Origin of the sequence: Enteractinococcus fodinae (genome assembly GCF_031458395.1) — a bacterium.
GTDB classification, from domain to species: domain Bacteria; phylum Actinomycetota; class Actinomycetes; order Actinomycetales; family Micrococcaceae; genus Yaniella; species Yaniella fodinae.
Map to the genome: position 1 here is coordinate 1,857,397 of NZ_JAVDYJ010000001.1, position 26,204 is coordinate 1,883,600.

General features: G+C 58.5%; 25 protein-coding genes and 1 riboswitch. Of the genes, 8 read left to right on the forward strand and 17 right to left on the reverse strand.

Annotated features, from left to right (window positions below; translation table 11 throughout):
- Positions 1-22: 22 nt before the first annotated feature.
- Positions 23-1,210: an MFS transporter gene (locus tag J2S62_RS08640; RefSeq protein WP_310173695.1), complete on the forward strand. Its 1,188-nt coding sequence runs from the start codon at positions 23-25 to the stop codon at positions 1,208-1,210.
- Here J2S62_RS08640 and J2S62_RS08645 read toward each other — a convergent pair.
- The 3 genes from J2S62_RS08645 to J2S62_RS08655 are packed head-to-tail and all read right to left on the reverse strand — an operon-like array spanning position 1,204 to position 4,660.
- On the reverse strand, positions 1,204-2,424 hold the full coding sequence (locus J2S62_RS08645) for a YibE/F family protein (RefSeq protein ID WP_310173697.1): 1,221 nt from the start codon (positions 2,422-2,424) through the stop codon (positions 1,204-1,206). The genes J2S62_RS08640 and J2S62_RS08645 overlap by 7 nt on opposite strands.
- Positions 2,417-3,283 (reverse strand): GNAT family N-acetyltransferase, encoded by an 867-nt coding sequence (locus J2S62_RS08650; protein WP_310173700.1) that lies wholly within the window; start codon positions 3,281-3,283, stop codon positions 2,417-2,419. Before J2S62_RS08650 ends, J2S62_RS08645 begins: the two co-directional genes overlap by 8 nt.
- Positions 3,284-4,660: a glycine--tRNA ligase gene (locus tag J2S62_RS08655; protein ID WP_310173702.1), complete on the reverse strand. Its 1,377-nt coding sequence runs from the start codon at positions 4,658-4,660 to the stop codon at positions 3,284-3,286.
- 113 nt (positions 4,661-4,773) lie between these two features.
- Here J2S62_RS08655 and J2S62_RS08660 point away from each other — a divergent pair, with 113 nt between their 5' ends.
- The 4 genes from J2S62_RS08660 (at position 4,774) to J2S62_RS08675 (ending at position 8,786) form a co-directional block, all read left to right on the forward strand.
- A complete protein-coding gene (locus J2S62_RS08660) occupies positions 4,774-5,004 on the forward strand; it encodes an RNA-binding S4 domain-containing protein (protein WP_310173704.1) in 231 nt (76 codons plus the stop codon).
- A 113-nt stretch (positions 5,005-5,117) separates the two neighbouring features.
- Positions 5,118-6,764, forward strand: coding sequence for a sulfatase family protein (locus J2S62_RS08665; RefSeq protein WP_310173706.1), 1,647 nt, complete (start codon positions 5,118-5,120; stop codon positions 6,762-6,764).
- Positions 6,754-7,629, forward strand: coding sequence for a formylglycine-generating enzyme family protein (locus J2S62_RS08670; protein ID WP_310173708.1), 876 nt, complete (start codon positions 6,754-6,756; stop codon positions 7,627-7,629). The genes J2S62_RS08665 and J2S62_RS08670 overlap by 11 nt, the downstream gene beginning before the upstream one ends.
- Positions 7,630-7,739: 110 nt before the next feature.
- On the forward strand, positions 7,740-8,786 hold the full coding sequence (locus tag J2S62_RS08675; protein ID WP_310173711.1) for an NAD(P)-dependent alcohol dehydrogenase: 1,047 nt from the start codon (positions 7,740-7,742) through the stop codon (positions 8,784-8,786).
- A gap of 73 nt (positions 8,787-8,859) precedes the next feature.
- Here J2S62_RS08675 and J2S62_RS08680 read toward each other — a convergent pair whose 3' ends face one another.
- Genes J2S62_RS08680 through J2S62_RS08690 form a run of 3 tightly spaced genes read right to left on the reverse strand, consistent with a single transcriptional unit; the run spans position 8,860 to position 11,973 of the window.
- Positions 8,860-9,486, reverse strand: coding sequence for an alpha/beta hydrolase (locus tag J2S62_RS08680; protein ID WP_310173713.1), 627 nt, complete (start codon positions 9,484-9,486; stop codon positions 8,860-8,862).
- A 4-nt stretch (positions 9,487-9,490) separates the two neighbouring features.
- Positions 9,491-10,621 (reverse strand): homoserine O-acetyltransferase MetX, encoded by a 1,131-nt coding sequence (gene metX, locus J2S62_RS08685; RefSeq protein ID WP_310173714.1) that lies wholly within the window; start codon positions 10,619-10,621, stop codon positions 9,491-9,493.
- Between the two features lie 14 nt (positions 10,622-10,635).
- Positions 10,636-11,973: an O-acetylhomoserine aminocarboxypropyltransferase/cysteine synthase family protein gene (locus J2S62_RS08690; protein WP_310173716.1), complete on the reverse strand. Its 1,338-nt coding sequence runs from the start codon at positions 11,971-11,973 to the stop codon at positions 10,636-10,638.
- A gap of 74 nt (positions 11,974-12,047) precedes the next feature.
- Positions 12,048-12,159, reverse strand: a riboswitch (SAM riboswitch).
- Positions 12,160-12,303: 144 nt separating this feature from the next.
- On the opposite strand from J2S62_RS08690, the gene J2S62_RS08695 reads away from it, so the two are divergent.
- Positions 12,304-13,398, forward strand: coding sequence for a baeRF3 domain-containing protein (locus J2S62_RS08695; RefSeq protein WP_310173718.1), 1,095 nt, complete (start codon positions 12,304-12,306; stop codon positions 13,396-13,398).
- A gap of 234 nt (positions 13,399-13,632) precedes the next feature.
- Complete coding sequence (locus tag J2S62_RS08700) at positions 13,633-14,283, forward strand: VOC family protein (RefSeq protein ID WP_310175812.1); 651 nt, start codon at positions 13,633-13,635, stop codon at positions 14,281-14,283.
- Positions 14,284-14,412: 129 nt separating this feature from the next.
- Here the strand turns inward: J2S62_RS08700 and J2S62_RS08705 are convergent, their stop codons facing one another.
- The 4 genes from J2S62_RS08705 to trhA form a co-directional block, all read right to left on the reverse strand.
- Positions 14,413-15,246, reverse strand: coding sequence for a VOC family protein (locus J2S62_RS08705; protein WP_310175814.1), 834 nt, complete (start codon positions 15,244-15,246; stop codon positions 14,413-14,415).
- Between the two features lie 181 nt (positions 15,247-15,427).
- Entirely contained in the window at positions 15,428-15,751 is a 324-nt protein-coding gene (gene cutA / locus J2S62_RS08710; RefSeq protein ID WP_310173719.1) for a divalent-cation tolerance protein CutA, read from the reverse strand.
- 52 nt (positions 15,752-15,803) lie between these two features.
- The gene (locus J2S62_RS08715; RefSeq protein WP_310173721.1) at positions 15,804-16,472 is read right to left on the reverse strand and encodes a hypothetical protein; all 669 of its coding nucleotides are present in this window, start codon (positions 16,470-16,472) and stop codon (positions 15,804-15,806) included.
- 70 nt (positions 16,473-16,542) lie between these two features.
- The gene (gene trhA, locus J2S62_RS08720; protein WP_310173723.1) at positions 16,543-17,226 is read right to left on the reverse strand and encodes a PAQR family membrane homeostasis protein TrhA; all 684 of its coding nucleotides are present in this window, start codon (positions 17,224-17,226) and stop codon (positions 16,543-16,545) included.
- Between the two features lie 195 nt (positions 17,227-17,421).
- Here trhA and J2S62_RS08725 point away from each other — a divergent pair, with 195 nt between their 5' ends.
- Positions 17,422-18,255, forward strand: coding sequence for a protein kinase family protein (locus J2S62_RS08725; RefSeq protein WP_310173725.1), 834 nt, complete (start codon positions 17,422-17,424; stop codon positions 18,253-18,255).
- Here J2S62_RS08725 and J2S62_RS08730 read toward each other — a convergent pair.
- From J2S62_RS08730 to ligA, 7 genes are all read right to left on the reverse strand, one after another.
- Positions 18,252-19,316 (reverse strand): NAD(P)/FAD-dependent oxidoreductase, encoded by a 1,065-nt coding sequence (locus J2S62_RS08730; protein ID WP_310173727.1) that lies wholly within the window; start codon positions 19,314-19,316, stop codon positions 18,252-18,254. The genes J2S62_RS08725 and J2S62_RS08730 overlap by 4 nt on opposite strands.
- 82 nt (positions 19,317-19,398) lie before the next feature.
- On the reverse strand, positions 19,399-20,871 hold the full coding sequence (gene gatB, locus J2S62_RS08735) for an Asp-tRNA(Asn)/Glu-tRNA(Gln) amidotransferase subunit GatB (protein ID WP_310173729.1): 1,473 nt from the start codon (positions 20,869-20,871) through the stop codon (positions 19,399-19,401).
- Positions 20,868-22,139 (reverse strand): amidase family protein, encoded by a 1,272-nt coding sequence (locus J2S62_RS08740; protein ID WP_310173732.1) that lies wholly within the window; start codon positions 22,137-22,139, stop codon positions 20,868-20,870. The genes gatB and J2S62_RS08740 overlap by 4 nt, the downstream gene beginning before the upstream one ends.
- The gene (gene gatC, locus J2S62_RS08745) at positions 22,139-22,405 is read right to left on the reverse strand and encodes an Asp-tRNA(Asn)/Glu-tRNA(Gln) amidotransferase subunit GatC (protein ID WP_310173735.1); all 267 of its coding nucleotides are present in this window, start codon (positions 22,403-22,405) and stop codon (positions 22,139-22,141) included. The genes J2S62_RS08740 and gatC overlap by 1 nt, the downstream gene beginning before the upstream one ends.
- A 12-nt stretch (positions 22,406-22,417) precedes the next feature.
- Positions 22,418-22,933 (reverse strand): GNAT family N-acetyltransferase, encoded by a 516-nt coding sequence (locus J2S62_RS08750; RefSeq protein ID WP_310173737.1) that lies wholly within the window; start codon positions 22,931-22,933, stop codon positions 22,418-22,420.
- Entirely contained in the window at positions 22,930-23,994 is a 1,065-nt protein-coding gene (locus tag J2S62_RS08755; RefSeq protein WP_310173739.1) for an inositol monophosphatase family protein, read from the reverse strand. The genes J2S62_RS08750 and J2S62_RS08755 overlap by 4 nt, the downstream gene beginning before the upstream one ends.
- The gene (gene ligA, locus J2S62_RS08760; RefSeq protein WP_310175816.1) at positions 23,991-26,204 is read right to left on the reverse strand and encodes an NAD-dependent DNA ligase LigA; all 2,214 of its coding nucleotides are present in this window, start codon (positions 26,202-26,204) and stop codon (positions 23,991-23,993) included. Before ligA ends, J2S62_RS08755 begins: the two co-directional genes overlap by 4 nt.

Consider the following 26,204-nt stretch of genomic DNA (forward strand, 5'->3'; position numbering starts at 1 on the left):
ACCATGCTCTATGGTCAGGAGTATGCGCCTGCCCACTTCCGCTGAACAGCCCACACCGCACCGGACGCTGACCCCAGCATTACTCGGAGTGATGTGGATGGCGCTGTTTGGTTTCGGCACGTTTTTCCTCAATTACTCCACCCTGGTCAGCATCGGTGAAAGTCTGGGATTAACGGCGGTCACCGCCGGGTCCGTCTTGACCACCATGATGATTGCGGTGGTGGTCGTCCAGCCGGCCGTTCCCGCCCTTAATACGCGGCTGGGTGCGCGTTATACGTTCTTAGCCGCCATCGGTCTCCAAGCGCTAGGGCACCTGTGCACAGTGGTCATCCCGGAGCCGTTTGTCGCGCTGCTGATCGGCAGTGTCGTGTCCGGGCTCGGGTTTGGCACACTCGTAGTGATTGGTACGGCAGTGGTGCCATCGACCGTATCCCCGGACCGTCTCGGCAGAGCCCTTGGCTTCTTTGGCGCAACCACAGCAACCGCCACCGCGATCGGTGCGCCGCTTGGGCTCTGGCTTATCACGATGATGTCCAGCTCCGGGGTGAAATGGTTGAGCTTTGCCCTCTTACTCCTAGCGGTACCTGCCATCGCGGCCGTGCCCTCGAAACACGTCACCGAACAGGCCGGACCCCGCGCCGCAGCGCAAGACCATGACCAGCCAGTACGCCGAATGCACATTATCGGTCTGGTCGCAGTGTTATTGCCAACGGCTATCGTCTTGACCGTACTAGGTTTAGTGCTTGCCTTCGGCCCGGCAGCAGTTGATGCCTCCCCGGTGTGGTACATCGCGGTCATGCAGGGGTTAGTTATCGGCGGACGCTTCCTCGGCAGCGCAATGTTGGACCGTCATGCAGCTAGCGGAGTTATGACCATCGGCTTGGCGATCACGCTGCTCGGGTTGGTGTCTGCCGCGGTGTTACCCGCCGGGTGGGTTCTGCTGCTGGCCATGGGGGTGCTTGGTTTCGGCACTGGAAGTGTGCAAGCAGCCAGCCTGTTCTTAGCGTTCCAACAGGCTGGAAGTCCAAGCCGAGGCAGTGTTGCCTGGAACATGACTTTCGATATTGGTCTAGCGTTTGCGGGTCTGGTCGGTGGGGTCGGTTTTACCGTTTGGGGTGGTCAACTGACCTATCTGGCGTGTGCGGCAGTCTTGCTTGCAGCAAGTGTGGCATTCACCTGGTATTTTCGAGCCAGACGACAGGCTCAGTGAGTGGTGACGACCGCTGGGTGACGGCGTTGTTCAGTGGGTTCAGCTACCGCATTGGCCACCGCAACGGCTATGCCTGTGGTGATGGGAATCGCTAGCACCAGGCCGACGGACCCAACCAGGATGCGCACTACTTCTTCCACCATTTCCGCAGACATGATGGTGTCCATCATGGAGCGGTCATATAACGATACGACCATCAGCATCGGCAGGGCTGCTCCCGCGTAGGCAAACGCGATCGTATAAACGGTCGAGGCGATATGGTCACGACCAATGCGCATCCCTGCTGCAAAGAGATTACGCGCAGAAATCGTGGGTTGGGCTGCTTTGATCTCCCAGACGGCTGAAGACTGAGTGATGGTTACATCATTGAGCACACCTAAACCAGCCACCAGCAGACCGGTCAGGACAATTCCGGATAAGCGGATTTCGGGGACAACGGAAGTCAGAATGTACGAGTACTCTTCACCCAATCCGATGAGATACGCCGTATCGGAGGCCCAGGCCGCTAATCCGGCCGTCAACAACAATCCGATAAAGGTGCCAAGCAGCGCAGTCGTGGTGCGTAACGAGACACCATGGGCAAAGTAGAGGACCACAAGCATGATCAGCATACTGCCGATCAGTCCAACCCAAAATGGCGGGCCACCTTCTAGCAGTGCCGGAATCATGAACCCGAATAACACCACAAAGGATAAGATGAGCCCACCGATGGCCCGCACCCCGCGCCAGCGAGCGACGAGGACGACCACCAGGGCATACAGGGCGGCCAACAGGACAACCGGAACGGTACGTTCAAAGTCGACAAAAACCCCCGCCTCAGCGAGGTCCTCACCGATCAGGATCTTGACGTTATCGCCCCGCACGACCTCGGTGGAGGCCGATACCTGGACGGGAATATCGACCTCATAGCTACCCCGGTCGGTGGCAACCTGGGCGGTTTGGCATTTTAAGTCCTGCTGCACCTGCGTGGGGCTGCCCGTCTCGGCGCCACCGTCACAGCGCGTACTGGACACCGATGAAACCGAACCGGATACCACTGAGAAGCTTTCCGTGGTGCCATAAGGGTCATCAAGCGACAGGTCTTGATGGGTCCCAGATGGCCATAACCAAAGCATCGCACCAAACAGCGCGATACCCAGCGGGACCAGGATGGCAAACATCCAGATGGTGACCCTGCGTCGGGTGGCAGGAATGGTTGACGGGACGTTATGCATCGGTGGAGGCGTCGGTCGCCCAGATTACAGACTCGTGTTCTACCAAGGCGGTATCAGCGTTGATCGCTTGGACTAACAGTGCATTGAGTGCCGTGGTGGAGTTATCAATCTCAATAGCAAGGCTGCGATGTTCACCAGCCACCGCCACCAAGGCTCTTAGGTGGTCAGCAGGCTCGTCATGCTGCGGGTCATGTCCGACGAACAGATCCACAACATTGGCCACAGGGCCCGGATACGCGATGGCAAAGGCCACGATGCGACCCTGGTGCCGCGTGACGAAGGCCTGCTGAGCCCCGGATTGCGGTGCTAGTAACAGTTGCTGGGCTTGTGTGATGCTGAGACTCGATGGATCCCAGTGGTGCGTGGCGTTGTAGTATTCGGCAGCGACCTTCGATAATTCCACTGAGCCGGTGGCCAGTTGTTCGACCTCGATATCAGGGGCCTCGAAGGTGCCGGCGGCAACAATAACCCGCTGAGAGCGCTGTATCTGGCCGAACCCATGGGCCTGGAGCCACGCAGCGGTAGCATCGTCACCGGCCACCGAGCGTGCTTTCAGCGCGGTATCAGTTGGTATGCGTTCCACAAGCTGGGCCAACAGTGCACTGCCGAACCCCCGGCGTCGTTGCAGCGGAGCGGTCTCGATAAAACACCACATCCGCATTGGATGGATGGCTTGTGCTCGAATCGCTCCGGCTGCAACTGGGACGCCGTCGTCTTCAGCGACGAGACACACACCAGAAGGGTCTTGCGTTGAAGGCCCTAACATGGTGCGGTCGTAGTGGTGTTGTGCGCTTGCTGGATCACCGAAAATCTCCAGTAACCGCAGATCGTCGCCTTCTTGCCATTCACGGATGTGCACTTAGAGTCCTAAGCGCTCTGCCAGGTAGTGCTCGACCTGATCCAAGGACACGCGTTCTTGAGCCATCGAGTCGCGATCACGAACAGTGACGGCGTTGTCCTCCAGCGAGTCGAAGTCAAAGGTGACACAGTAGGGCGTGCCGATTTCGTCGTGACGACGGTAGCGACGCCCGATGGCACCGGCATCGTCATAATCGATGTTCCAACGTTTGCGCAGCTGATCCGCCAGCTGGTTTGCAGGTTCTGCCAACTCAGCTTTCTTCGATAGCGGCAGGACAGCCGCTTTGAAGGGTGCCAAACGTGGATCTAGGCGCAGCACCGTGCGCTTATCGACGCCACCTTTTGCATTGGGAGCCTCATCTTCGGCATAGGCGTCGACGAGGAATGCCATCAGTGACCGGGTCAGGCCCCATGATGGCTCAATGACGTACGGGGTGTAGTGCTCTTCGGTGGCTTGGTCGAAGTATTGCATCTTCGTGCCGGAACCCTTGGTGTGATTCGATAAGTCGAAGTCTCCACGGTTGGCGATACCCATCAGTTCGCCCCAGTCACTGCCGGCGAATCCGAATTTGTATTCCAGGTCGATGGTCACCGATGAATAGTGGGCCCGTTCGCCGTCTGGCACATTGTATTGGCGCAGATTATCGGGGTTCAGGCCCAGGTCGAAGAACCAGTCCTGGGCGAGGTTTACCCAGGTGTCGAACCACTGATCGGCTTGGGTCGGTGGGACGAAGTACTGGATTTCCATTTGTTCAAATTCGCGGGTGCGGAAGATGAAGTTGCCCGGTGTGATCTCGTTGCGGAACGCTTTACCGATCTGGCCCATCCCAAACGGTGGTTTTTTGCGGGCTGTGTTGACCACATTGAGGAAGTTCAGGTACATACCCTGGGCGGTTTCTGGGCGAAGGTAGTGCAGCCCTTCGTCATCAGCCACTGGGCCCAGGAAGGTCCGGATCAAACCCGAGAAGGTGCGTGCTTCGGTCATTTGTCCGCGAGTGCCACAATTTGGGCAGACCAATTCTTCACGTTCTGGGGTGCGACCGTGTTTGGCTTCGAAGGCCTCAATGAGGTGATCATCGCGGTGGCGGTGGTTACACGCCATGCATTCGGCCAGCGGATCCACAAACGTTTCGACGTGGCCGGAAGCCTCCCACACTTGGCGTGGCAGGATAATGGAAGAGTCCAACCCGACCATGTCGCCGCGTCCTCGAACGAAGGTATTCCACCACTGAGATTTAATGTTTTCTTTCAGTTCAACGCCGAGTGGACCATAGTCCCATGCAGAGCGTGAACCGCCATAAATCTCACCGGCCTGGAAGACAAATCCGCGGCGTTTTGCCAGGTTAATAACCTGGTCGAGAGTGGACGGTTGTGCCATGGAGGTATCACTTTCCATTATCGAAAATTACACATTTGATTGTGAGGCTGGGATTAACCTTCAACTAGTTTAGGTTAGTCGAAACTTTGATGCTGGTGAGTGACAATAGAATTATGAGCACCAATAGCGAAACCCTAATAATCCGTGACGAGATGATCCGATTGGGGCAAGCACTCAAACTTGCCAACGTCGTGGAAGACGGCGTCGACGCGCGAGAGGTCATCAGCGCCGGCGAGATTTTAGTCAACGACGAAGTTGAGACTCGGCGCGGCAGGCAGCTTCGAGCCGGTGACGTCATCACCATTACGCAACTTGATCTCGACGTGATCATTGAGACCGAATAACGTCCCCTCCCAGCTGATGCCGACTATTAGTTTTGGCACAACACCCTTGTCCGCCACAGGTCAGATACTTACAGTTGAGATTGTGAACTGATTCTTTTTGAAAGGCCAGATCTATGACTGAAGCATCACACTCAACTCGACCCAACGTGCTCCTCATTTTTGCTGACGACCTTGGTCAAGGGGATGTGTCGTGCTTCAACCCCAACGCCGGCTGGGAGACTACAAACATGGACCGCCTGGCGTCTGAGGGCATGCGATTCTACGATTCCCACGCCACCAGCGCGCTGTGTACGCCCTCACGGTATGGCCTATTGACCGGACGCTACAACTGGCGCTCGCGACTCAAACGACTGGTGTTACCCGGTGACTCCGAATCACTGATTGAAAAGGATCGGCTGACACTGGCGCAATTTCTGTCCGACCGCGGATATACGACCGCGGTGGTCGGGAAATGGCACTTAGGACTGGACTGGCAGTTATTAGAACACGGCAACGATCTCGACCGGTATGGGCTGTCGGTTGATGAACATCCCATTCCCCATACTCGGTTCGGTCGCCATGGCAACTTCAATGCCGGCCAGCAGTGGGAGGTCGAAGGGGCAGACATTGACTACAGCAAACCGGTTACTTTCGGCCCCAATGACCTTGGTTTCGACTACTCTTTCATCACCGCCGCCTCGCACGATCAGCCGCCCTTCGTGTACATCGAAGATGGACAAGCCCAAGGCATCCCGACCAAATTCGGCGGCGATCAGTGGCAACTCGACCGGGCCACTTCCTCGCAGTGGGACCAGATTCAGAAAGGACCCATGGTCGAGGACTTTGATGTCACACGCCTGGTGCAAGACTTCCAGGACAAGGCCCTTGACGTGCTCCACGGGATGTTAGAAGGCGACGATCCGTGGTTCTTATATGTCCCCTCACACTTAGTGCACGGGCCGATCATTCCAAATGAGCCGTGGCAGGGGCGTTCGGGTCTGGGACCCTACGGGGATTTCGTGTTGCAGTTTGATGACTACGTCGGCCAACTGGTTCAGGCCGTTGATGACGCCGGGCAGCGCGAGAATACCATCGTCATCGTGACCTCGGATAACGGCGTCTCTCCGGTGGCTGGTTTGCCCGACCTGCGCGCCCAAGGCCATGATCCGTCGAATGGCTGGCGTGGGGCGAAGGCCGATATTTGGGAAGGTGGTCATCGCGAACCGTTTATTGTGCGGTGGCCTGAGGTTATCGAGCCCGACACAACCTCGGATCATCTCATCTCGCACTCGGATGTTTTTGCTACCCTGTCAGAAGTCTTAGGTGAGCAACTGCCTGAGACCGCCGCGGAAGACTCCGTGTCGCAACTCCCCGTATGGCAGGGCTCGGACCGTGCTGTTCGACAGGATGTGGTTGCCTCATCGGGTGGTGGCGGTCTGGCTATCCGCCAGGGCGACTGGAAGCTCGACTGCGTCACCGATGGCGACGGTTTCCAATCGTTGATGGCACAGCCCGCTGGTGAAGAAGCCACCCGCTATAAGCCCGCCCAACTGTACAACCTGGCCGAGGATCCCACCGAGACCACCAATCTCCTAGAACAATACCCCGACAAAGTCAGCGAGCTAGCGCAATTGCTTGCCGAACACATTCGACGCGGCCGCTCCACCCAGGGCGCCCCACAATCCAATGATGCCGGGACCCCAACCAACCGCTGGATGCAGATCGAATGGCTCGATGATGCAGACGAGGTCATCTCGCAGTGCAGGACGCATGTCTCCTGAACTCACCGAGCTGGTGACGATCCCTGGTGGCACCTCGTGGCAGGGGTCTGACGACTTCTACCCGGAAGAAGCACCCCGTACTCAGGTGACAGTGGAGAGCTTCGAGTTGGAACGCCACCCGGTGACCAACGCGCAGTTCGCAGCATTTGTGGCCGATACGGGGTGGGTTACGACAGCCGAACGTCCCATCCCCGATGACGTCGTGGGGATACCACCCGAGATGCGGGCTCCTGGATCCTTAGTCTTCACCCCCACGACCGGGCCAGTGGACTTATTGCGCTGGGAATTATGGTGGCGATGGGTTCCGGGCGCCAACTGGCGGCACCCCGGCGGCCCAGCATCCGACCTTGCCGGGCTCGATCACCACCCCGTGGTGCACGTGTCCTACGAAGATGCTCAAGCGTATGCGACATGGGCCGGTCGACGTCTTCCCACTGAAACCGAATGGGAGCATGCGGTTGCTTCGCCAGCGGGTCACGCCTATGCATGGGGTGCTGAGTTCATGCCCGCCGGACAGCTGATGGCCAACACCTACCAGGGCAACTTTCCCTATGAAAATACCGGAGCCAACGGGTGGGTCGGCACCAGCCCGGTCGGAGCATTCCCGCCGACAAAACATGGATTGTTCGACATGATCGGCAACGTGTGGGAGTGGACAACCAGCGACTTCAGCTCCGTCCGAGACTCGCCGTCTTCGTGTTGTGCAGCTCCGACCGATCCGGCATCCGACGCCGAGCACCTCGTGGTAAAAGGAGGCTCTCATCTGTGCGATCCCACATACTGTGCCCGGTACCGGCCCGCAGCCCGGCAACCACAAAGCCCCGACTCGGCCACCACTCACCTCGGATTCCGGTGTGCCCGCTAACTAGCAACATCAGATAACCATCCGGTAAACCGAGAGCGGTGCCATGCGTCTTGTCGTGGCAATCCGTAGCATAAAACTGCAAGGAAATAACCCCGTTCTAGGAGGATGTTTTGCGCGCAGTAGTGTTCGAAGACTGGAAAACGTTTCCGGTGCTCAAAGACGTAGAAAAACCCACGCCTGGTCCCGGTGAAGTGTTACTCAAAGTAGCCGGAGCCGGTGCCTGCCACTCAGATGTGGCAATCTTCCAGGACTACGATGCTGATTTTAACCCCGCGGGTTTATCGACCGGCTTTGTGCTGGGGCATGAAAACGCCGGTTGGGTTGAAGAGGTCGGTCAGGGGGTCACCGGTTTCGATCAGGGCGACGCGTATTTGGTGTATGGTCCAGTCGGTTGCGGCCGGTGTAAGGCCTGTTCCCGAGGCCAAGATACGTATTGTGAAAATGCTGCGACCAACCCGTATCCGGGCATCGGCTTAGGCCGTGATGGCGGGATGGCCGAATACGTCTCGGTGCCGGCACGTAACTTGGTTCCCTTGGGTGACGCTGATCCAGCCACAGCGGCGCCGCTGGCTGATGCTGGGCTCACGCCCTATCACGCGATCAAGCTTGCGCTACCAAAATTAGCGGGCGCAGATACCTACGCGCTGGTTATTGGTCTCGGGGGTCTCGGCCTGTTGGGCGTACAGATTCTTCAAGCTCTGACGGGGGCGACGATTATCGCCACGGACATGAAAGAGGATGCGATGGCCGAAGCTGAACAGCTTGGTGCCGTCACGGTGCCGGGTGGCGACGATCAGGCCGCAAAAATCCGTGAGCTGACCGGTGGCAAGGGTGTCGATGCCGCGTTTGATTTCGTGGGTGTCTCCCCCACGATTAACGCCGCGATGCAATCCATGGCGGTACAGGGTCGACTCACGGTGTTAGGTATCGCGGGGCAGCCCTATGAGTGGACGTTTTATACCACGCCCTATGAGGTGGAACTGACCAACAGTTACTGGGGCACTATCGAGGACTTACATGAAGTCGCGGACCTGTTCCGGGCTGGCAAGATCGCACCGAAAGTGACCAAGTATCCCATGGACAAAGCCTTAGACGCTTATCAAGATCTCGTAGATGGGAAGGTGTCGGGTCGCGCCGTGGTCACGCCTCACGGCTAGTCCTGCACTGCTTGAGCCGGGGTGGAGGGCTACCCAGTCTGAAGCCTCGGCCCGAGGGGCTGTCGAAGGTGGTCTAGACGTGCACCTTCAGAAAGCCCAGGAAATCATTGATTTCTTGCGGGTGGATGCCGTGACCAATTCCCTGGTACGTTTTTTCGACCAGGTTTACTCGCGGACGCAACCAGTTGGCAGTTTGTGCAATCCGATCGGCTGCGACAATGGGATCTTCCGGGTCGTATCCCCAAAACATCAACTGGTTGGAGGTTGCGAACGCTTCGTCGTCAAATAGGTCATCGAGCTCGGCGGCTTCGATCACGAAACCCGACAGGCCGATCACGGTTGGGTAGAATCCGGGGCGCATCCGCATCAGCGAGGTGGCCATCGCCATGCCCTGGGAAAAGCCCAGCAAGGACACACTGCGGTACTGGTCAGCGACCGACTGGACCCACTCGTCTAATTGCACGATGGCGGTCCGGACTTCTTCGGCATTTGCTTCAAGCTCGGTCGAGATCGGGAACCAGCAGTAGCCCCCGAAATGCGGTGGCAGCTGCTTGGGCGCTTGAACGCTGGCGATGGTGAAGCGATCATCGAAGTAGTTGCCCAGAGGAAACAGGTCGTTTTCATCGGCACCGAAGCCGTGCAGAAAGACTACGAGGTCTGTATCTGGGCGCGGTTCGTCGTGTGACCAGCGAACATGCATGCGGTTAAAGTCCTAACGTCTTGATCATCTCGTCGGCCACTTGGTGCAGGTCGGTGAGAAAGCCATCATGTCCGATGGGCGAGTCGATCAGGTGCACCGGAGTGTGCGGACCGAAGTCAGCTGCCAGTTGGTAACTTTGTTCTGGGAAGTACAGCCTATCGGAATTGACCGCGGCGATGAACGGTGTTGCGCTGATCTTGGCCACCGCTGCAGCCTGTCCCCCACGGCCACGCCCGACATCGTGCGACATGAGCGCTTCCGTCAGGGCGATGTAGGAGTTCGCGTCGAACCGACCGGCCAAGTCCTGAGCCTTGTAGTTCAGGTAGGACTCAACTTGGTAGCGACCCTGCCGGGCTGCAACCGGGGAGCCCAGCGGGTTCTCATTACCTTGAAACTTGCGACCGAAGCGCACGTTGAGTTCCGGCTCGGAACGATAGTTAATGTGGGCGATTCGACGCGCAATCCCCAGGCCTTGAATTGGTGCCGGTCCGCCGTAGTAGTCTCCGCCCTTGAAGTTTGGATCTAGCCGAATGGCTTCGACTTGTGCTTGTGCAAACGCGATCTGTTCGGCGGTGGATTGCCCGCCGCAGGCGATGACTCCAACACCCGAAACACGATCCGGATACATTGCGGCCCACTCCAGAGCACGCCCACCACCCATGGACCCTCCCAGCACCGCGTGGAAGCGTTCAATCCCAAGGATGTCGGCAAGCTTGGCTTCGGCGTTTACAGCATCCCGGATCGTAACGAACGGGAACCGTGACCCGTAGGGCCGGTTGTGCTCATCTAACGATGAAGGGCCGGTTGACCCGTAGCACCCGCCGACCATATTGGTCGCAATGACAAACCATTTATTGGTATCGATGGGCTTGCCGGGCCCAACCAGGTATTCCCACCAGCCCGCTTCGGGCGCCAGTTGCGAAGACGCTACATGGCTGTCACCGGTGAGGGCATGCTGGATCAGGATGGCATTGGTTTTTGTCTTGTTGAGGGTCCCCCAGGTTTCATAGGCAAGCTCAACATTTGGCAGGTACCCGCCGGTCTCAAAATGTAATTCGCCAATCGCGACTGTGGTGAGCGCTGACTGGCCTACGTATGTCGCCGGGTCGGTCACTGATTCTAGATCCAATGACATGACCTCACTCCTTGTTAGTTCGTGGCAACGGCATCAAAGCCGGACTGCAGATCGTCGAGAATGTCTGTGATGTCTTCGATGCCTACCGAGAGACGGACCAGGCTCGGGTTGACACCGGCTGCTAGCTGCTCAGCTTCAGAAAGCTGACTGTGGGTCGTGGTAGCCGGATGAACAACAAGTGACCGCACATCTCCGAGGTTCGCGACCAGTTTGTGCAACGTCAGCGATTCAGCAAATTTCTGTCCTGCGGTCGCGCCACCGACGATATTGAAGGCCACTATTCCGGAGGTACCGTTGGGCAAGAGCTGCTGCGCCCGGTCGTACCAGGGGGAAGATTTCAGCCCGGAGTATTGCACGCTTTCGACCTGCGGGTGCGCCTCGAGCCATTCAGCAACTCGCTGTGCATTTGCTATGTGGCGTTCCATGCGCAGCGAAAGCGTTTCGAGCCCTAGGTTGATCAAATACGCACTAAACGGTGAGGCTGAATTCCCCATGTCACGCAACAGCTGGGTGCGGATGCGCAAGATGTAGGACAGGTTTGCCCCCAGTGGGCCGTTGGGGCCAAAATCGGTTCCGAACACCAAGCCGTGATAAGACTCATCGGGTTCGTTAAACCATGGGAATTTTTCAGGATTGGCTGTCCAGTCGAAATTGCCGGAGTCCACGATGACCCCACCCAGACCGTTGGCGTGACCGCTGAGGTATTTGGTGGTGGAGTGGATGACTACATCGGCTCCGTGTTCAAACGGACGGATGAGCGTTGGCGGAGTTAAGGTCGAGTCCACGATCAGCGGGATACCGGCTTCATGTGCGATATCGGCCACCGCTGGAAGGGCGAGCACATCGGCCTTAGGGTTGCCTAAGACTTCTGAAAAGAGTGCTTTGGTGTTGGGTTTGATCGCTTGGCGCCACTCGTCGAGGTTGTGCGGATCTTCGACGAAGATCGTTTCAATACCCAACCGTGGCAGCGTGTGTTTGAACAAGTTTTGCGTCCCGCCATACAGCGAGGCCGAGACCGCAACCGAGTCACCGCTACCAGCCACGTTCAGGATGCTCAGCGTCGTGGCTGATTGTCCTGAGGACAGCAGCACCGCACCAACGCCACCTTCCAAGGCGGCTATCTTATTTTCGACCGCATCGGTTGTGGGGTTTGTGATGCGGGAATAAATCGGTCCCAGCTCGGAGAGTCCGAAACGGCCGGCGGCAGTGGCAGTATCAGGAAAATTGAAGCTGGTCGTCTGGTAGATGGGCAGCTGTGTCGAGCCGTACTCAGAATCCACATCCATTCCAGAGTGGATCTGACGGGTCGAGATACCCCAAGTGGACTGATCAGTGATGTCGCGTTGTGCCAAGTGGAAAGACTCCTTCATACCTTCAAGGGGTCTTCTCAACGCCCGTCTGCCGCGCAGCTAATGACGTGCGCGAAGACCCGCGCTTGTCTCAATTTGTCATGAGACCTGGTCCTCACCCGGGGCACCCCACCGCGGTGGAGGGTTGCCGGTCAGTAAGCCGGGGCATATTTACTGACACTCGTGACCAACACCCACTACTATGCCAGAAATCAATCAAAATGGCGACTTCTGAGACCGGTTATCCACACCGTGGGCTGAATTTATGATGTACGCAATAATTCGGACTGATCAACGCTCCAAAATCGAGATGACAAGTTGTATTGTTGTCGTATGGAACAACTCGGATACTTTGATCAGATCACCGCTGATGACCTGAAAGCCATGGCCGCAGCCACCGGGCCAAAGGTCACTATATTTCTGCCGACCGCTCCACCACAACATCAACCCCAAGATACCGCCACCCGTGTTAAGTCACTGGTCAAGGAAGCACGACGGAAACTCGTCAATGCTGGGGTCCCCGAATCAGACGCCAAAGATATGTTGGCTTCCTTTGATGCCATCGCCACTGATGCGCCGTTCTTACGTCAGCAGGGTGAATCACTTGCCCTTTTCGCTGCCAAAGGCCTGAACCTCATCTATCGGCTCGGCGTTCCCGTGTCCGAATACACCCATGTCGCAGAACACTTCGTGCTGCGCCCGATTTCTGAAGCCCTCACCAAATCCCACGCGTACTATATTCTGGCGATCTCACGCAAGAAAGTACGCGTCCTTGATGCCACTAAAGACTCGGTGGTCCAGCTCGATCTGCAAGACATCGTTCCGGAATCACTTGAAGACGTCGTCGACACTGACGATCGTCAATCTCAGCTGCAAAACCGCTCACTTGGCGGTGCGGGCCCCGTCTTCCACGGCCACGGTGGGGCAGCTGACAACCAAGAAGTCGAAATTGAACGATTTTTACAAGAAGTCGGCTCATCTCTTGGAGATCTCCTCGGCAGGGCTCGCTCCCAGCCGATGGTCCTAGCTGGCGTTGCCGAAAACGTTGCATCGGTTAAAGCTGCATCGTCCTACCCGGTGGTTGCCGAAGATTTCATCTCAGGTAATCCAGACGTTTCAACGAACCGCGAATTGCAGCAAGCCGGTTGGGACGTGGTGCGCCCGCACTTTGCTGCCAATGATGACGCAGCATACGAGCGTTTCGCAGATGTTTCCGGCACCGGTCTGGGTGAAACACAGCCAGATCTTATCCGCGAGGCGGCAGTTGCTGGTCGTGTGGACACGTTATTTATTAACCCGTCGCTGAACGCCTCGGACGGCACCGGGGACGTGAACACGGCGATCTTGCACACCAAACTCAATTCCGGAGATATCGTCATCATCTCCGATGGTCGTGTTGAAAACGTTGCGGCGCTCATGCGCTACTAGAAACCCCACGCACCAAATACCCCTCGAGAAATGTTTCGACGTTTTTCGAGGGGTTTTGCGTACCCTGTCCCATCCCCCAACGCAACGAATGGCGCCGGATTCTAGTAATACAGCGCAGCGGCAAAGTTTTTTCTAAAGTCCCTTGTGACAGGCAGAAATACTGCCGGACGGGCATGCCACAAAACAGCATAATGTGACACATTTCAATTTCAACGGCGCTTTCGTGACATGCTGATGAACATGCGCTTGGATCATGTTTCTTATGCTGTAGGTCCGGAAGGACTCCATGCCACCGCCGATAGGATGGCCGAGCTTCTCGGCGTCGATTGGGTCAACGGTGGGGTACACCCGCGTTTCGGGACGCGCAACCTCTTTTTCCCGATGAAAAACCGACAATACTTTGAGATCGTTGAGGTGCTGGAACACCCAGCAGCCGAAAAGGCGCCCTTCGGGCAGGCCGTTCGAGCTCGTTCGAATATGGGCGGCGGTTGGATGGGCTGGGTCGTTTCCGTAGACGACATGGCACCGTTTGAAGAACGCCTCGACCGTCGCGCCGTGCCCGGTGCTCGGACCTTCCCAGATGGTCGCACTTTAGAGTGGCAACAGATCGGTATTAAGGGCCTCATCGCCGACCCGCAGGTGCCCTATATTCTGCGGTGGAACGAGGGGACCGAAGATCTGCACCCTTCGCAGGCAGAGCCCGCTGAGGCCGCGATCGAGTCGATCACCATCGCAGGCAATCGGCCGCGTGTGCGAGATTGGCTGGGATTGGCCGATTCCGATGAGATGGTCGAAGATCTGAACATCAAGTACATCTCCCCGTCCGGCACACCGGGTATCGCAGAAGTCACCTTCTCAACACCAAAGGGTCTCGTAACGGTCTAGGCTTACCAAGAATCCCGGGGGAAAGAAAACGGTCATTGGGAGGACAACACATTGCCCAACCCAATGACCGTTTTTCTCTGTCTCTGGAGCCTCAGCTCACGCCTCTAGAGCGTGGCTCACAGCGTGAACTTAAGCATCGGCGGCTTGGATCCGGAGTTCATTGGCCCAGGGATCTTCGAAACGGACGGTTCGGCCGTCATCAGCGACTTGTACGCCGTAGTGTTTGACGCGTTCGGTCACTTCACCGAGGGCATCCTTGCTAGGTAACACGATATCGACTTGACCTAAGCCGAGGGTGTTGTCACGGCGGCCGGCTCCTTGGCTATTCCAGATGTTCATCGCCATGTGATGGTGATACCCGCCGGCACTGACGAATAAGGCACCCGGAAAGTTCGCTTTTGTCGCATCAAAGCCCAACCAATCGACATAGAATTTCCGAGCTCCAGCCAGGTCACCCACTTGTAGGTGGACGTGACCAATCTCTGCTCCCCCGATCACGGGGTTCTGGATCGCATCTTCGGTTAAGTAGTCACGGAGATACTGGTTGGGATCTAATAACAGGTTATCCATCTCCACTTGACCGTGCACCCAGCTCCATTCACTGCGGTCACGGTCCCAATAGAGCTCAATACCATTGCCTTCTGGATCATTGAAGTAAAAGGCTTTACTCACTAAGTGATCGGCACTACCAGTAAAGGAGTTGGGGGCATATTGAGCTGCTGTATAGAGAGCAGCAGCCAGGGCCGTTTCGGTTTCAAAAAGGATTGCCGTGTGGAATAGACCGGCTGCACGTCGGGAAGCGTGCTGGAGTTCTGGAGCGTGTTCCAGGATCACAAGTGGCCGGTTGCCCCGACCAATGATCGCGGAAGAACCTTGCTGATCAATTACTTGCAGCGGAAGCGCGTGGGTGTAGTACTTGATCATGTTGTCCAGGTCCGCAACCTTGAGGGTCACCGCACCCATTTCAGTATCGTCTGCAAGTCGGGCGTTTTCGATGGGATCTATCTGTTGAGTCACTCGGATTCCTCTCGATTCAGTCTTACAGCAAACACCGTCTGCCGTTAAAATTTGAAGCAACTACCTCCAGTGTAGATTACTTTCCGCAGAAAGTCATATTTTGAGGGCAAGTGCATTTCAGGGGGCATCAATTGGTCACGCTGTCGCGCATCCACTGCAGATACCCGGGACTCCCATCAAGAATCGGTATAACCACGACTTCGGGCTCATCATATGAATGCTGGTCGGCAAAAAGCTTCTTGAGTTTATCGACCGCCGCGGCGGTGGTTTTGAAGGACAGCAGGAATTCAGAATCGTGGTGCACCTGCCCTTCCCAGCGGTAGTAACTTTGCACTTGGGAGACCTGCACACAGGCGGCCAGCTGCTGTTCCACAGCGGCTGCGGCCAGTTGCTGAACTTCTTCCTCGGAGTCGGTGGTGGTCTGGACGATGACAAATTCTGGAGTATTCATGCAGCCAGTCTGCCTGAATCATCATCGCACCGGAAGGCTCGAAGCTACAGACTCACTGCGCGTTGCCAGCGCCTACTTTGCTGGGCTGTTGCACGTCCAATAAGGTACCGATGTAGCCAACAGCGCCGCGGCGGCGATAGGCGAAAAGCATCCCAGCGATAAACAAGGATGGCGTCAACCCCGCGATCATGTCGGTCATGGTGTCGAAGTTCCCGCCTTGGGTTCGGGTGTCAAAGGTGAGGTCGAAGACAAATTCTCCGATTTCCCAGGCCAGGGCGATGAATGCCTTCGCAGTGATCAGCATGACCATCTCAACCCACACCGGAAGTCTGAGTCGGTAGGCATCGAGTGTTTTACCCAGCGCTAAGATGAGTGCGAAACTAACGAAAATGCCCGAGTACAAGTGGACGACGGTATCCCATGGTTGCCATATTTCATACCACCGCCAGTACCCTCCCAAGTAGGGTCCCGTCAGCAGCAGTAGGCCGTACTGCAACTGAATACTGAGCGGCACCTGCAGATTTACCCAGCGTTCGGCAAGGAGTGGTGCAAAGACCAAAATGGTTGCAATTAGCGCGATCGAGAAGTTCCGCCAGTCTTGGGCAATGAGTGCTAACACGGCTGAGCCGGCGAACAGCACCCCGGCTCCGATCATCGGCCAATGGCGATACGCTTGAGCGGTGGTTGGGCGTTGTACAGTGTTGACGCTTGAAGTAGGCATTATTTTTCACCATACCGACGCTGTCCCGTCTTGGCGATGCTTGATCACGTATTTAGCTGGGAAAGTATTGTCACATCGAGACAAGGATCGCAACGTAATGGCACGCCCAAGCAATCACGGTACACACGTGGAAGATCTCATGAAACCCGAATGAGTACGGGAAAAAGTTTGGTCGTTTCAGCGCATACACCACCGCACCGAGGGTGTAAAAGACGCCACCTAGCACGATGAAGGAGACGACCAGGCCCCCGCTTGCTGCGTAGAAGTCTGGTAAATACCAGACCGCTACCCAGCCCAGAGCGATGTAGATCGGCACATATACCCATCGCGGCGCCCAGATCCAGAATTGGCGCATCAAAATGCCGCCCAGCGCGGCAATCCAGATAACGGTCAGGAGCAATTGCATTTGGCTCTGGGGCAGCAGCATCACGGCCAAGGGGGTGTACGTGCCAGCAATGAGCAGAAAAATATTGGAATGATCAAGCCTACGCAACGCGGCCATAACGCGCGGGGACCAGTTCCCGCGGTGATACACCGCGGAGGAGCCGAACAACACCACCGAGCAGATTCCGAAAATGGCCACACTCAAACGCTCGGTGAAGGTCTCCGGAACAGCGACCGACAGCATGGTGGCGATCAAGGCGAGCGGTGTCGCAACCAAGTGGATCCAACCTCGGGCGCGTGGTTTCGTCAGGAGAGCTTTCGGATCGATCGAAGGCCGACTCTTTCGCGCTGTGGTTGGTTTGGATGTCATCTATTCTCCGGGCTATCCTGTCGGGACATGAGCGGCTCATTGGATTGGGCATGAGGCCGGCGACTCAGTGTTGGGCGCCAGTAGGAATCGTGCCATATAAGGCTGGCTTGACCGTAACACACCGTTTTGGCGCCGACAATGCTCGCCTGAAGCCATGTGCCACAACCGCTTCTGATGCCTGGCTAAGATTGAACCATGCCTGCTACCCGCGCTGCGATGCTCAGTCGTCGACTCCTCCCCTCAGTCCCCGAGCATCTCGCGACACAGCTGGGAGGTTATGACTGGCGAACGGCGCAAGTCGTGGAACGCGGAAAAGATCACACCATCTTGGTCGCAGAAAAGCTCGCGGTGGCGCGCATTCCGCGCCAGACCGACCCGGATCTGAGCCGCAAAATGCAATTGCTTACAGATCTTGAGCTTCCCTGGGCGGTGCCCACACCGCTATCGGAAGTTGAGCACGGCGTGCTCCAGGCCTATATTCCTGGCACCGCTCACCCACACGGTCGCGGTGAACCCCACATGCTGGCAAGTATCGTGTCCGAGCTTGAGACCTATGACACGACAGGCTTAACACTGAACGTTCCGTTTGCTCAGCGGGGCCAGATCACCCGTGTAATGCTCGAAGCATTAGATGCGGTCGTACCTGATCGGATGGCCTGGTCGATCGCCGAGCACGTGCACGGGTGGACCGATGATCAGGTGGGTTGCGGTCTGGTGCATGGCGACTTGGCCGGGCACAATATGCACTGGGTCGACGGCGAGCTGGTGGGAATTCTGGACTGGGACTACGCGGCCAACTGGGATACCGCACTGAATGCCACCTACCTGAGCCTCTGGCACGCGGTGCGACCGGAGGAATTTACTGCGGTCCCGAATCGCGCGCGAGTTTGGTCAGGCGCGCTGGGCTTGTACGCACTGGCCGATGCGCTCAGTTGGAATGTGTCGGCAGCAGGCTGGCGCAGACTCAAGAAGAAAGTCCAACCGAGGATTCTCGAGGCTTATCGGGCGATCCCGTACGCCGAGGACTAACGCAGCCGGTCAGGAGCGAGGTCTTGCACCGATTGGGAGGTAACCCAGTCCCCCGCTGTCCCATCTACAAGCAGGTCGGCTGCCAGGCGAGCGAAACCCAATGAGGTCTGGAAACCATAACCTGACTGACCGGCCAACCAGAAAAACCCGGGGTGCTGATCGAACCCGACCACCGGGACGCCGTCCGGGGCTTCGGTGCGCAGACCGGTCCAGGCTTGGCGGACCCCGGTCACATGCAAGGTGGTATCGGCTTGGATCTCGTGAATCAGCGCATCGATATCTTCAGGATTCGGTTGGGCGTCTTCGGGCGGCGAGGCCACGGCTTCTTGCGGAGAGGCCAGAATGGCTTGGGGATCTTCGTACCGGTAATAGTAACCGTCGGCTTTCATCACCATGGGACGGTCAGGGCGCAGCGAGTCATCGAGGTCGAGAATCGCAGCCGTACGACGTAGGGGCGTCAGCCCCAGCGGTGCGATCCCACACCGTTCGGCAACCTCATCGGCCCACGCGCCAGCAGCATTAATCACCGTTTGTGCCCGGTAGGTGGCATGATTGGTGGTCACCGTCCACCCGCCGTGGTCATAGGCTGCGGTAACGACGCGTTCGTTGCGCCGAACGGTCATGTTCGAGGCATCATGCACCAGCCAGTCGAGCATCGCTTCGGCTTTGGTGCGTAAGGAACGCTCGTCGAGGGCCCCGGCGGCAAACCTGTCGGCGCGCAGCTCGGGTGCCAGGTGCCGCAGCTGCTCGGCGTCCAGCCGGAGCTGTCCCGGATAGGCGCCCTCGTCAATTTCTCCTGGTGTGCCGACCATCAGAAATCTTGAGGGCCACACAACTGGCTGGGCCAGCGCTTGCTGTTGGTCCAGCAGCATCTCGACGGTAATGTCGGTCAATTCCCGCACCGCAGGCGGCCCATATCCCAGGACGAGTTGTTGCGCTGACCGCCCAGAGGTGTGATAGGCCAGCTGCGGCTCGGCTTCCAACAAGGTGACGTGATGCCCACGGACTGACAGTTCTCGCCCCAGCGATATGCCGGCGATTCCGCCGCCTATGATGAGCACCTGTGCAGTCCTTCCACGATCCAGTTCCACGGCTCAACGCGGGGCGGTGATACCGTCCCGCGTTGCGCCGATGGAGTCCTGGTTAGCCGATCTTTTCCAGGATAATTTCGCGAACCTTGCCGGCATCGGCTTGACCCTTGGTGGCCTTCATGACGGGACCGATCAGCGCGCCCACGGCCTTCATGTGCCCGTCTTTAATGCGCTGGACGACATCGGGGTTGGCTGCCATTGCTTCGTCAACCGCACTGGACAGCGCGCCATCATCCGAGACCACAGCTAGCGAGCGAGCTTCGACGATCTGCCCGGGACGGCCTTCTCCGGCAGCAATGTAGCCCACGACCTGGCGGGCGATCTTGTCGTTGATGGTGTTGTCGGCAATCAACTGCTCGATTTCGACCACATCGGCGGGCGTGACACCTAGGGCTTCTGGGGAGACGCCTTCTTCGTTGGCCAGGCGGGCGATTTCGCCCATCCACCATTTCCGTGCGGCTTCCGGGGTCGCCCCGGCGCTGACGGTTTGTTCGATTTCGTCAAGGATCCCGGCAGCGACCACATCGCGGAACTCAGTCTCGGAGAACTGCCATTCGTCGCGCAGACGGCGACGACGCTGCACCGGGTTTTCTGGCAGATCGGCCCGGAGCCGATCAATCCACGCCTCATCGGTGACGATCGGCACCAGATCGGGGTCTGGGAAGTACCGGTAGTCGTCGGCGTCAGATTTTGGTCGCCCGGAACGGGTGGACCGGTTTTCCTCGTCCCAGTGTCGGGTTTCTTGGACGATGGTTTCGCCCGCGTCCAAGGCTTTGGCCTGCCGGATGATCTCGGATTCCACGGCGGCGGCCACCGCACGGGTCGAGTTCACGTTCTTGGTTTCGGTGCGCGTGCCAAAGGTTGTTGATCCGATGGGCATCAGCGAGACGTTGGCGTCACAGCGAATATTGCCGCGTTCCATGCGCGCATCGGATACGCCCAGCGCTTTGACGATGTCGCGGATCGTGGCCAGGTAGGCGCGAGCCAATTCTGGGGCTCGCTCGCCGGCACCGGTAATCGGTTTGGACACGATCTCAACCAGTGGTACCCCGGCCCGGTTGTAGTCCACCAGTGAGGCCGAGGAGTTATGAATACGGCCGGTCGAGCCGATGTGGGTGAGTTTGCCCGCATCTTCTTCGATGTGGGCGCGTTCAATTTCGACCCGGAAGATTTCCCCGTCATCGAGTTCGACATCGACATAGCCGTCGTAAGCGATCGCGGGTTCTTCTTGCGAGGTCTGATAATTTTTGCCCAGATCCGGGTAGAAGTACTGTTTGCGAGTGAACCGTGACTCTGGTGCGATAGTGCAGTTCAGCGCCAGTCCCAGCTTGATGCCGTAGTCGATACCGGCAGCGTTAATGGTCGGCAGCGTACCGGGGAGCCCAAGGTCTCCGGGGGTCACGTTGGAGTTTGGTTGGTCTCCGAAGGCGTTGGTCGCGGTGGAGAACATTTTGGTTGTGGTGTTGAGTTCGACGTGGACTTCAAAACCCAACACGGGTTCGTAGGTTTGTAAAGCGGTTTTCATGATGCTGCTCCTGCCGATTCGACAACGGCGCTGATGCGATAGACCAGTTCATCTGCATAGGTTGGTGCGGAAATGTGGACGCCGGCCACACTGGCGGCGGGTAGCCCGGCAAGAGACGCCCCCACGCCCGGGTTAGTGGAGTCGTATTCGGCGCCCTGGATGGTCGCGGCGGGCACGGCGAGCGCATCTACCGTGTCAAACGCGGCGTTGTGGTCGTTGATGACGGCCGTGCGGACGCGCTGGGCCGGGTAGAAATGCGAGGTGATGGTGCCCGAGGACAGCAACTGCGTGCCCAGGATAATCCGACGTTTGGTCTCGTAGCCAAAACCGGCCCCGCGCGAGGCCATGATGACGTCTTGCATGGTCGCGTTGTCGGGGGTGACGCGGTTGCCGAAGCGGATGCCATCAAATTTGGCTAGGTTGGCGGAAAATTCGGCCGCACCGATGATGTGGGTGGCTTGGCGTGCCTGTTCCAGGGACTCCAGGGTGACCTCGGTGGTCGTGACACCGGCACCTTCCAGTGCGGCAAGACCGTTTTGATACAGGGCCCATGCGCCGTCGTTGACGTCTACGGGCTGGGCTGTGATGACACCAATGGTGAGGCCCGCAACATCGGAGGAACTGTCGAGGTCCCACTCGTAGTGCAGACTCGTGGGGTCTTGGGCGTCAGGTCCGGCGAGAAGTGCATGCAGCGCTTTGGCATCCGCCGTGTTCCGGGCAATCGGGGTGATGGTGTCCATGGAGGACACGGCGGCTACCAGACCGTATCGGGAGATGGCCCCGTAGGTCGGTTTGACGGCGACGACACCGGTTTTTGCGGCGATGTGCCGGGCTGTGCCGGCGGTATCGGAAACCACCGCGAACGGGGCCTGGTGGTTGCTCACGGCCTGGTGTGCACCGGATTCTTCGCCGATACCAAATTCGGAGACGGTCGCTTTGCCTAAAATAGGCAGTCCGGCTGCGCGTAAGCGGGTCACGACGGTGGCCTCATACGGCGACACCCACCCGGCGAGGTAGTCGGAACCGGCCTCGGTGGGCATGTCAGCGGTGACGATGACATCGGATAACACGACGGGGACCCCGGCCAGCGGATGATCGTATTTGCCGGCGTCTACGTCGGCTGCCACGGCCAGTGCATCATCGGCGTTGACGTAGGCGTAGGCGTCGGAGCCAGCATCGAGGTGTGCGGTGACCAGTTCCACTGCGGTGGTGTCACCGGCACGCAGTTGTGCCGCCATTTCGGTGGCGGTCAGGTGGGTAAGCGACATTATTCTCCGTCCAGAATCGCAGGGACCATGAATTGACCGTCTTGAGCTTCAGGGGCCCCCGAGATGGCTTGTTCAGTGGTGAGTTCGTTGGCGACGGTGTCGTCGCGTAGCACGTTGTTGACCGGCAGCGGGTTGACGGTTGCAGGCAGCTGTGGATCAGCGGTCAACGTAAGGGACTCGATGATCGGATCGAACTCAGCGGCAAGTTTGGTGCGCTCGTCTTCGGTGAGCGCGATATGTGCGGTTGCGGCAATGTGCTCAACCATACAGCTCCTTCACTAGGGGGTTGAATTCAGCGGGTGGACGTAGACCAGGAAGGTTTCGAGTCCTTCGTCATGATCCACGATGCCTGCGGTGTAGAGGTTCCAGTCGCGCTGCGGGGCCCGTCGGAACCCCATGGCATGATACATGGCCTGGGCGGTGGTCATGGATGCCATGGTGGTAATCGCGACCGCGTCCGCATTGCGGGTGCGAGCCAGGTCTAACGCGTAGGTGACCAGTGCTCGCCCGATGCCTTGGCCCTGGAAGTCCGGGTGCACCGCCAGCATACGAAACTCTAATTCGTTATCGTAGGCTACCTCGGTCATGCCCGATGGTGGCGGCGCAATATTGACGCTGCCTGCGACCTGTCCGTCGACCTCGGCCACATACAGTCCCTCGGCGCGTGCCGGGATGTCGGTCAGCGTTGCGGCGTAGTCAGATTCCGGGGCGATGTGCCCGGCGGCTATATAAGCGGCATGCGTGAGGTCGCGCACCGCCGGATAATCTTCGGGGGTCGCCGGACGGATGGTCACCAACGAAGGTCTCCCAGACGTTGCTGCAGAGAGGTTACTTGGTCGGCGGGCCCGGTTGCTTCCACGGTGACCATGCCATCCCCTGGGGTGCAGTGCAGGTGGAAGTTGTTGACCTGCAGTATTCCGCCCGCCGTATGTTTTGCGGTCAGTTGCTCGATCCAGTCCTGGGGGTTGTCCGTGGTGACCGTTCCGGTCAGCTGCGTGCGACCGATCGGGTGGTTGGGGTCCACTTCTAGGGCGTGGTGGTCGACACCGACGTCCCCGGCGATGATCCAGTCGGGGGTGGTGTCGGAGACTTGCCACGCTGGACGGCGAACCGGCACGCCTGCTTCGTTGGCGATCAGCGCGCCGGCGGCCCAGTCGTATTCTTGGAGCCCGTATTCGGCGTAGGCATCGAGGGTGCCGTCGGCGACCATGCACAGGTCCAGGGCTGCTGAGCCGGCGCGTCGCAGGTCTGAAAAGTCACCGGTTTGTAGCAGGCGTTGCAGCTGTTCGAACTGGAACCCTCGGCGGGTTGGGTCATAGGAGAAGCCAGACGACAGTAGGCGCCCGGATCTGCCCAGGACCGGGCCGGTGAGTCGGACGGGTTCGGCCGGTTGGCTGGGTAGGCCCACATCCAGGGGTCCGGTGCGAGTGGTGAAGGCACCCCCACCATCAGTGGCCCACCAGGATCGGCCGAGTGCCGGTGCCACAATGGCTGCGGCGATCCACCGGCCCTCGTATTGCACGGCCACTGAAGAGCAGTAGTGCGGTAGGCCTCTGATGAAGTTGGTCGTGCCGTCCAACGGGTCGATGGACCAGCGGTAGCCACTGGGGTTTTCCACGGTGGTGGCACCGAATTCTTCGCCATAAATTTCATCGTGCGGCCGGTACGATTGCAGCACGAAGCGGATGGCGTCTTCGGCCCGATGGTCAAAGTCTGTGACCCAGTCCGAACCCGAGGATTTCGTTTCAGCACCCAGATCCGTCACCGTCAAGGGCGTACCGGTTTCGGGGCGTTGGGCTAATTGGGCAGCACCGGCCTCTGCGGCGGCACGTGCCACCGCTAAGAATGCGTTCATCGTTCTCCTGCTAGTAAGTCTTGAAACCCTTGTTCATCTAATATTGTCACGCTCAGCTGTCGTGCCCGGTCGAGTTTCGACCCCGCGTTGTCCCCGGCCACCAGATAGTCGGTCTTTTTCGAGACCGAACCGGTGGCTTTACCCCCGCGTGAGAGGATGGCTTCTTTGGCGGAGTCGCGGGTGAAATGCTCCAACGTACCGGTCACCACAACGGTGACACCGTCGAGCAGGGTGGAGTCTTCGGTCACCTCATCGGCCATGGTCACACCGGCGGCTGCCCAGGCGTCAATAATGGCCAATCGCCAGTCGCTGGCAAAGAATTCCATGACGGCGCTGGCGATGACCTCACCGACACCATCGACGTAAGTGAAGCGCTCGTAATCCTGCGCTACGGCGGCTTCTCGCAGGGCGTCCATCGAGCCGAACGATGCGGCGAGCGCCCGGGCCGCGGTGGGGCCCACGTGCCGGATGGATAGCGCGACCAGCACCCGCCACAGCGGCTGGGTTTTAGCTTTTTCGAGTTCCTCGAACAGGCGCAGCGTGTTGGAGGTTGGTTCGTGCGTGGTGCGTTTATAGAAGTAGGGCACCTTTTCCCACACGCCGGTCGGCTGGCCTTGTGAGCGTTTTTCGCGCCAGACATACACATCGGCCAGTTGCGCTTTGAGCTCCTCGTCGCCGTTGGTGGCCAGATCGAACAGTTGCGCATCGGAGGTCAGCACGCCGGGGCCGGTGGGTTGCACGATGCCACCGTGGTCGGCCGGGTTAGGACCAGGGCCGTTGGTTAGCCAGGTGGCCGCTTCTTCGCCGAGGGCCTCAATATCGAACGCACCCCGTGAGGCAGCATGTTCGATGCGTCCGGTCAGTTGTGCCGGACAGCTTTTGGCATTGGGACACCGCAGATCGACGTCGTCTTCTTTGAGCGGGCGAAGCTGCGTGTCACACGCCGGGCAGTGGGTGGGCATCACGAAGTCGTAGACGACGTCCTCGTCGCGCAACGGCAAGACCGGGCCGACAATTTCGGGGATAATATCGCCGGCTTTGCGCAGTACCACGGTGTCACCGATTTTGACGTTCTTGGCTTTGACGACGTCTTTATTGTGCAGTGTGGCCATGGACACCGTTGAGCCGTCCACCAAGACCGGTTGCATCAACGCGTACGGTGTGACTCGTCCGGTTCGGCCGACATTGACGCGGATATCCAGCAGTTTGGTGTGGACTTCTTCGGGTGGGTATTTGAAGGCCACCGCCCACCGAGGCGTCCTGGAGGTATAACCCAGTTGCCGCTGATAGGTCACGTCATCGACTTTGACGACGATGCCATCAATCTGGTGAATCAGATCGTGGCGTCGATCGCCGTAGTCTTCGATGTATTCGATGACTTCTTGGGCCACCTGATCGGAGGGCCCGGTGATGAGCTTGCTGTACGGCGAGACCGGCAGCCCGTAGGACGCCAGCAATTCGTAGGCTTGGTGCTGTGAGGTGACGGTCGCCCCGGTCACCCTACCAAGCCCGTGAACGAACAGGGACAGGCGACGCTTGGCGGTTTCGGCCGGGTCTTTTTGTCGCAGGGAACCGGCAGCAGCGTTGCGGGGATTTGCAAACGGTGCCAGCCCGTCTTCGGCCCGTGCATCGTTGAGCTCGTTGAACGCTTGCGGTGGCATGAACACTTCGCCGCGAACTTCAAGTTCCGCCGGAATGTTGTCACCAGTGAGCTTGGTTGGCACTTCTTTGATGGTCATCACATTTTGGGTGACGTCCTCGCCGACCACTCCATCGCCGCGGGTCGCAGCGCGGACCAAGGAGCCGTTGCGGTAAAGCAAGTTGATCGCCAGCCCGTCGATCTTGACCTCGGCTAACCAGCCGACTTCGTCGGTCACGCCAAGCTGTGTGAGGCGACTCCCAACGCGTGCAAACCAGGTCTCCAATTCTTCGACCGAGAAAACGTCTTCCAGCGAATACATCTGGGTCAGATGTTCCACGGGCGAAAAGACCGCGTTGCCCCCGACTTCCTGGGTTGGTGAATCCCCGGTGACGATTTCCGGGTGGAGGGCCTCAAGATCTTCGAGTTCCCGAAACAGCGCGTCGAAGGCCGCGTCGGAGATCTCAGGTGCATCGTCGACGTAGTAGGCACGTCTGTGATGTCGGACCTGGTCTTTGAGAGTTTCGTAGCGCTCTAACAGTTCTGGATCAGGAGTGTTCACGGCCGCCAT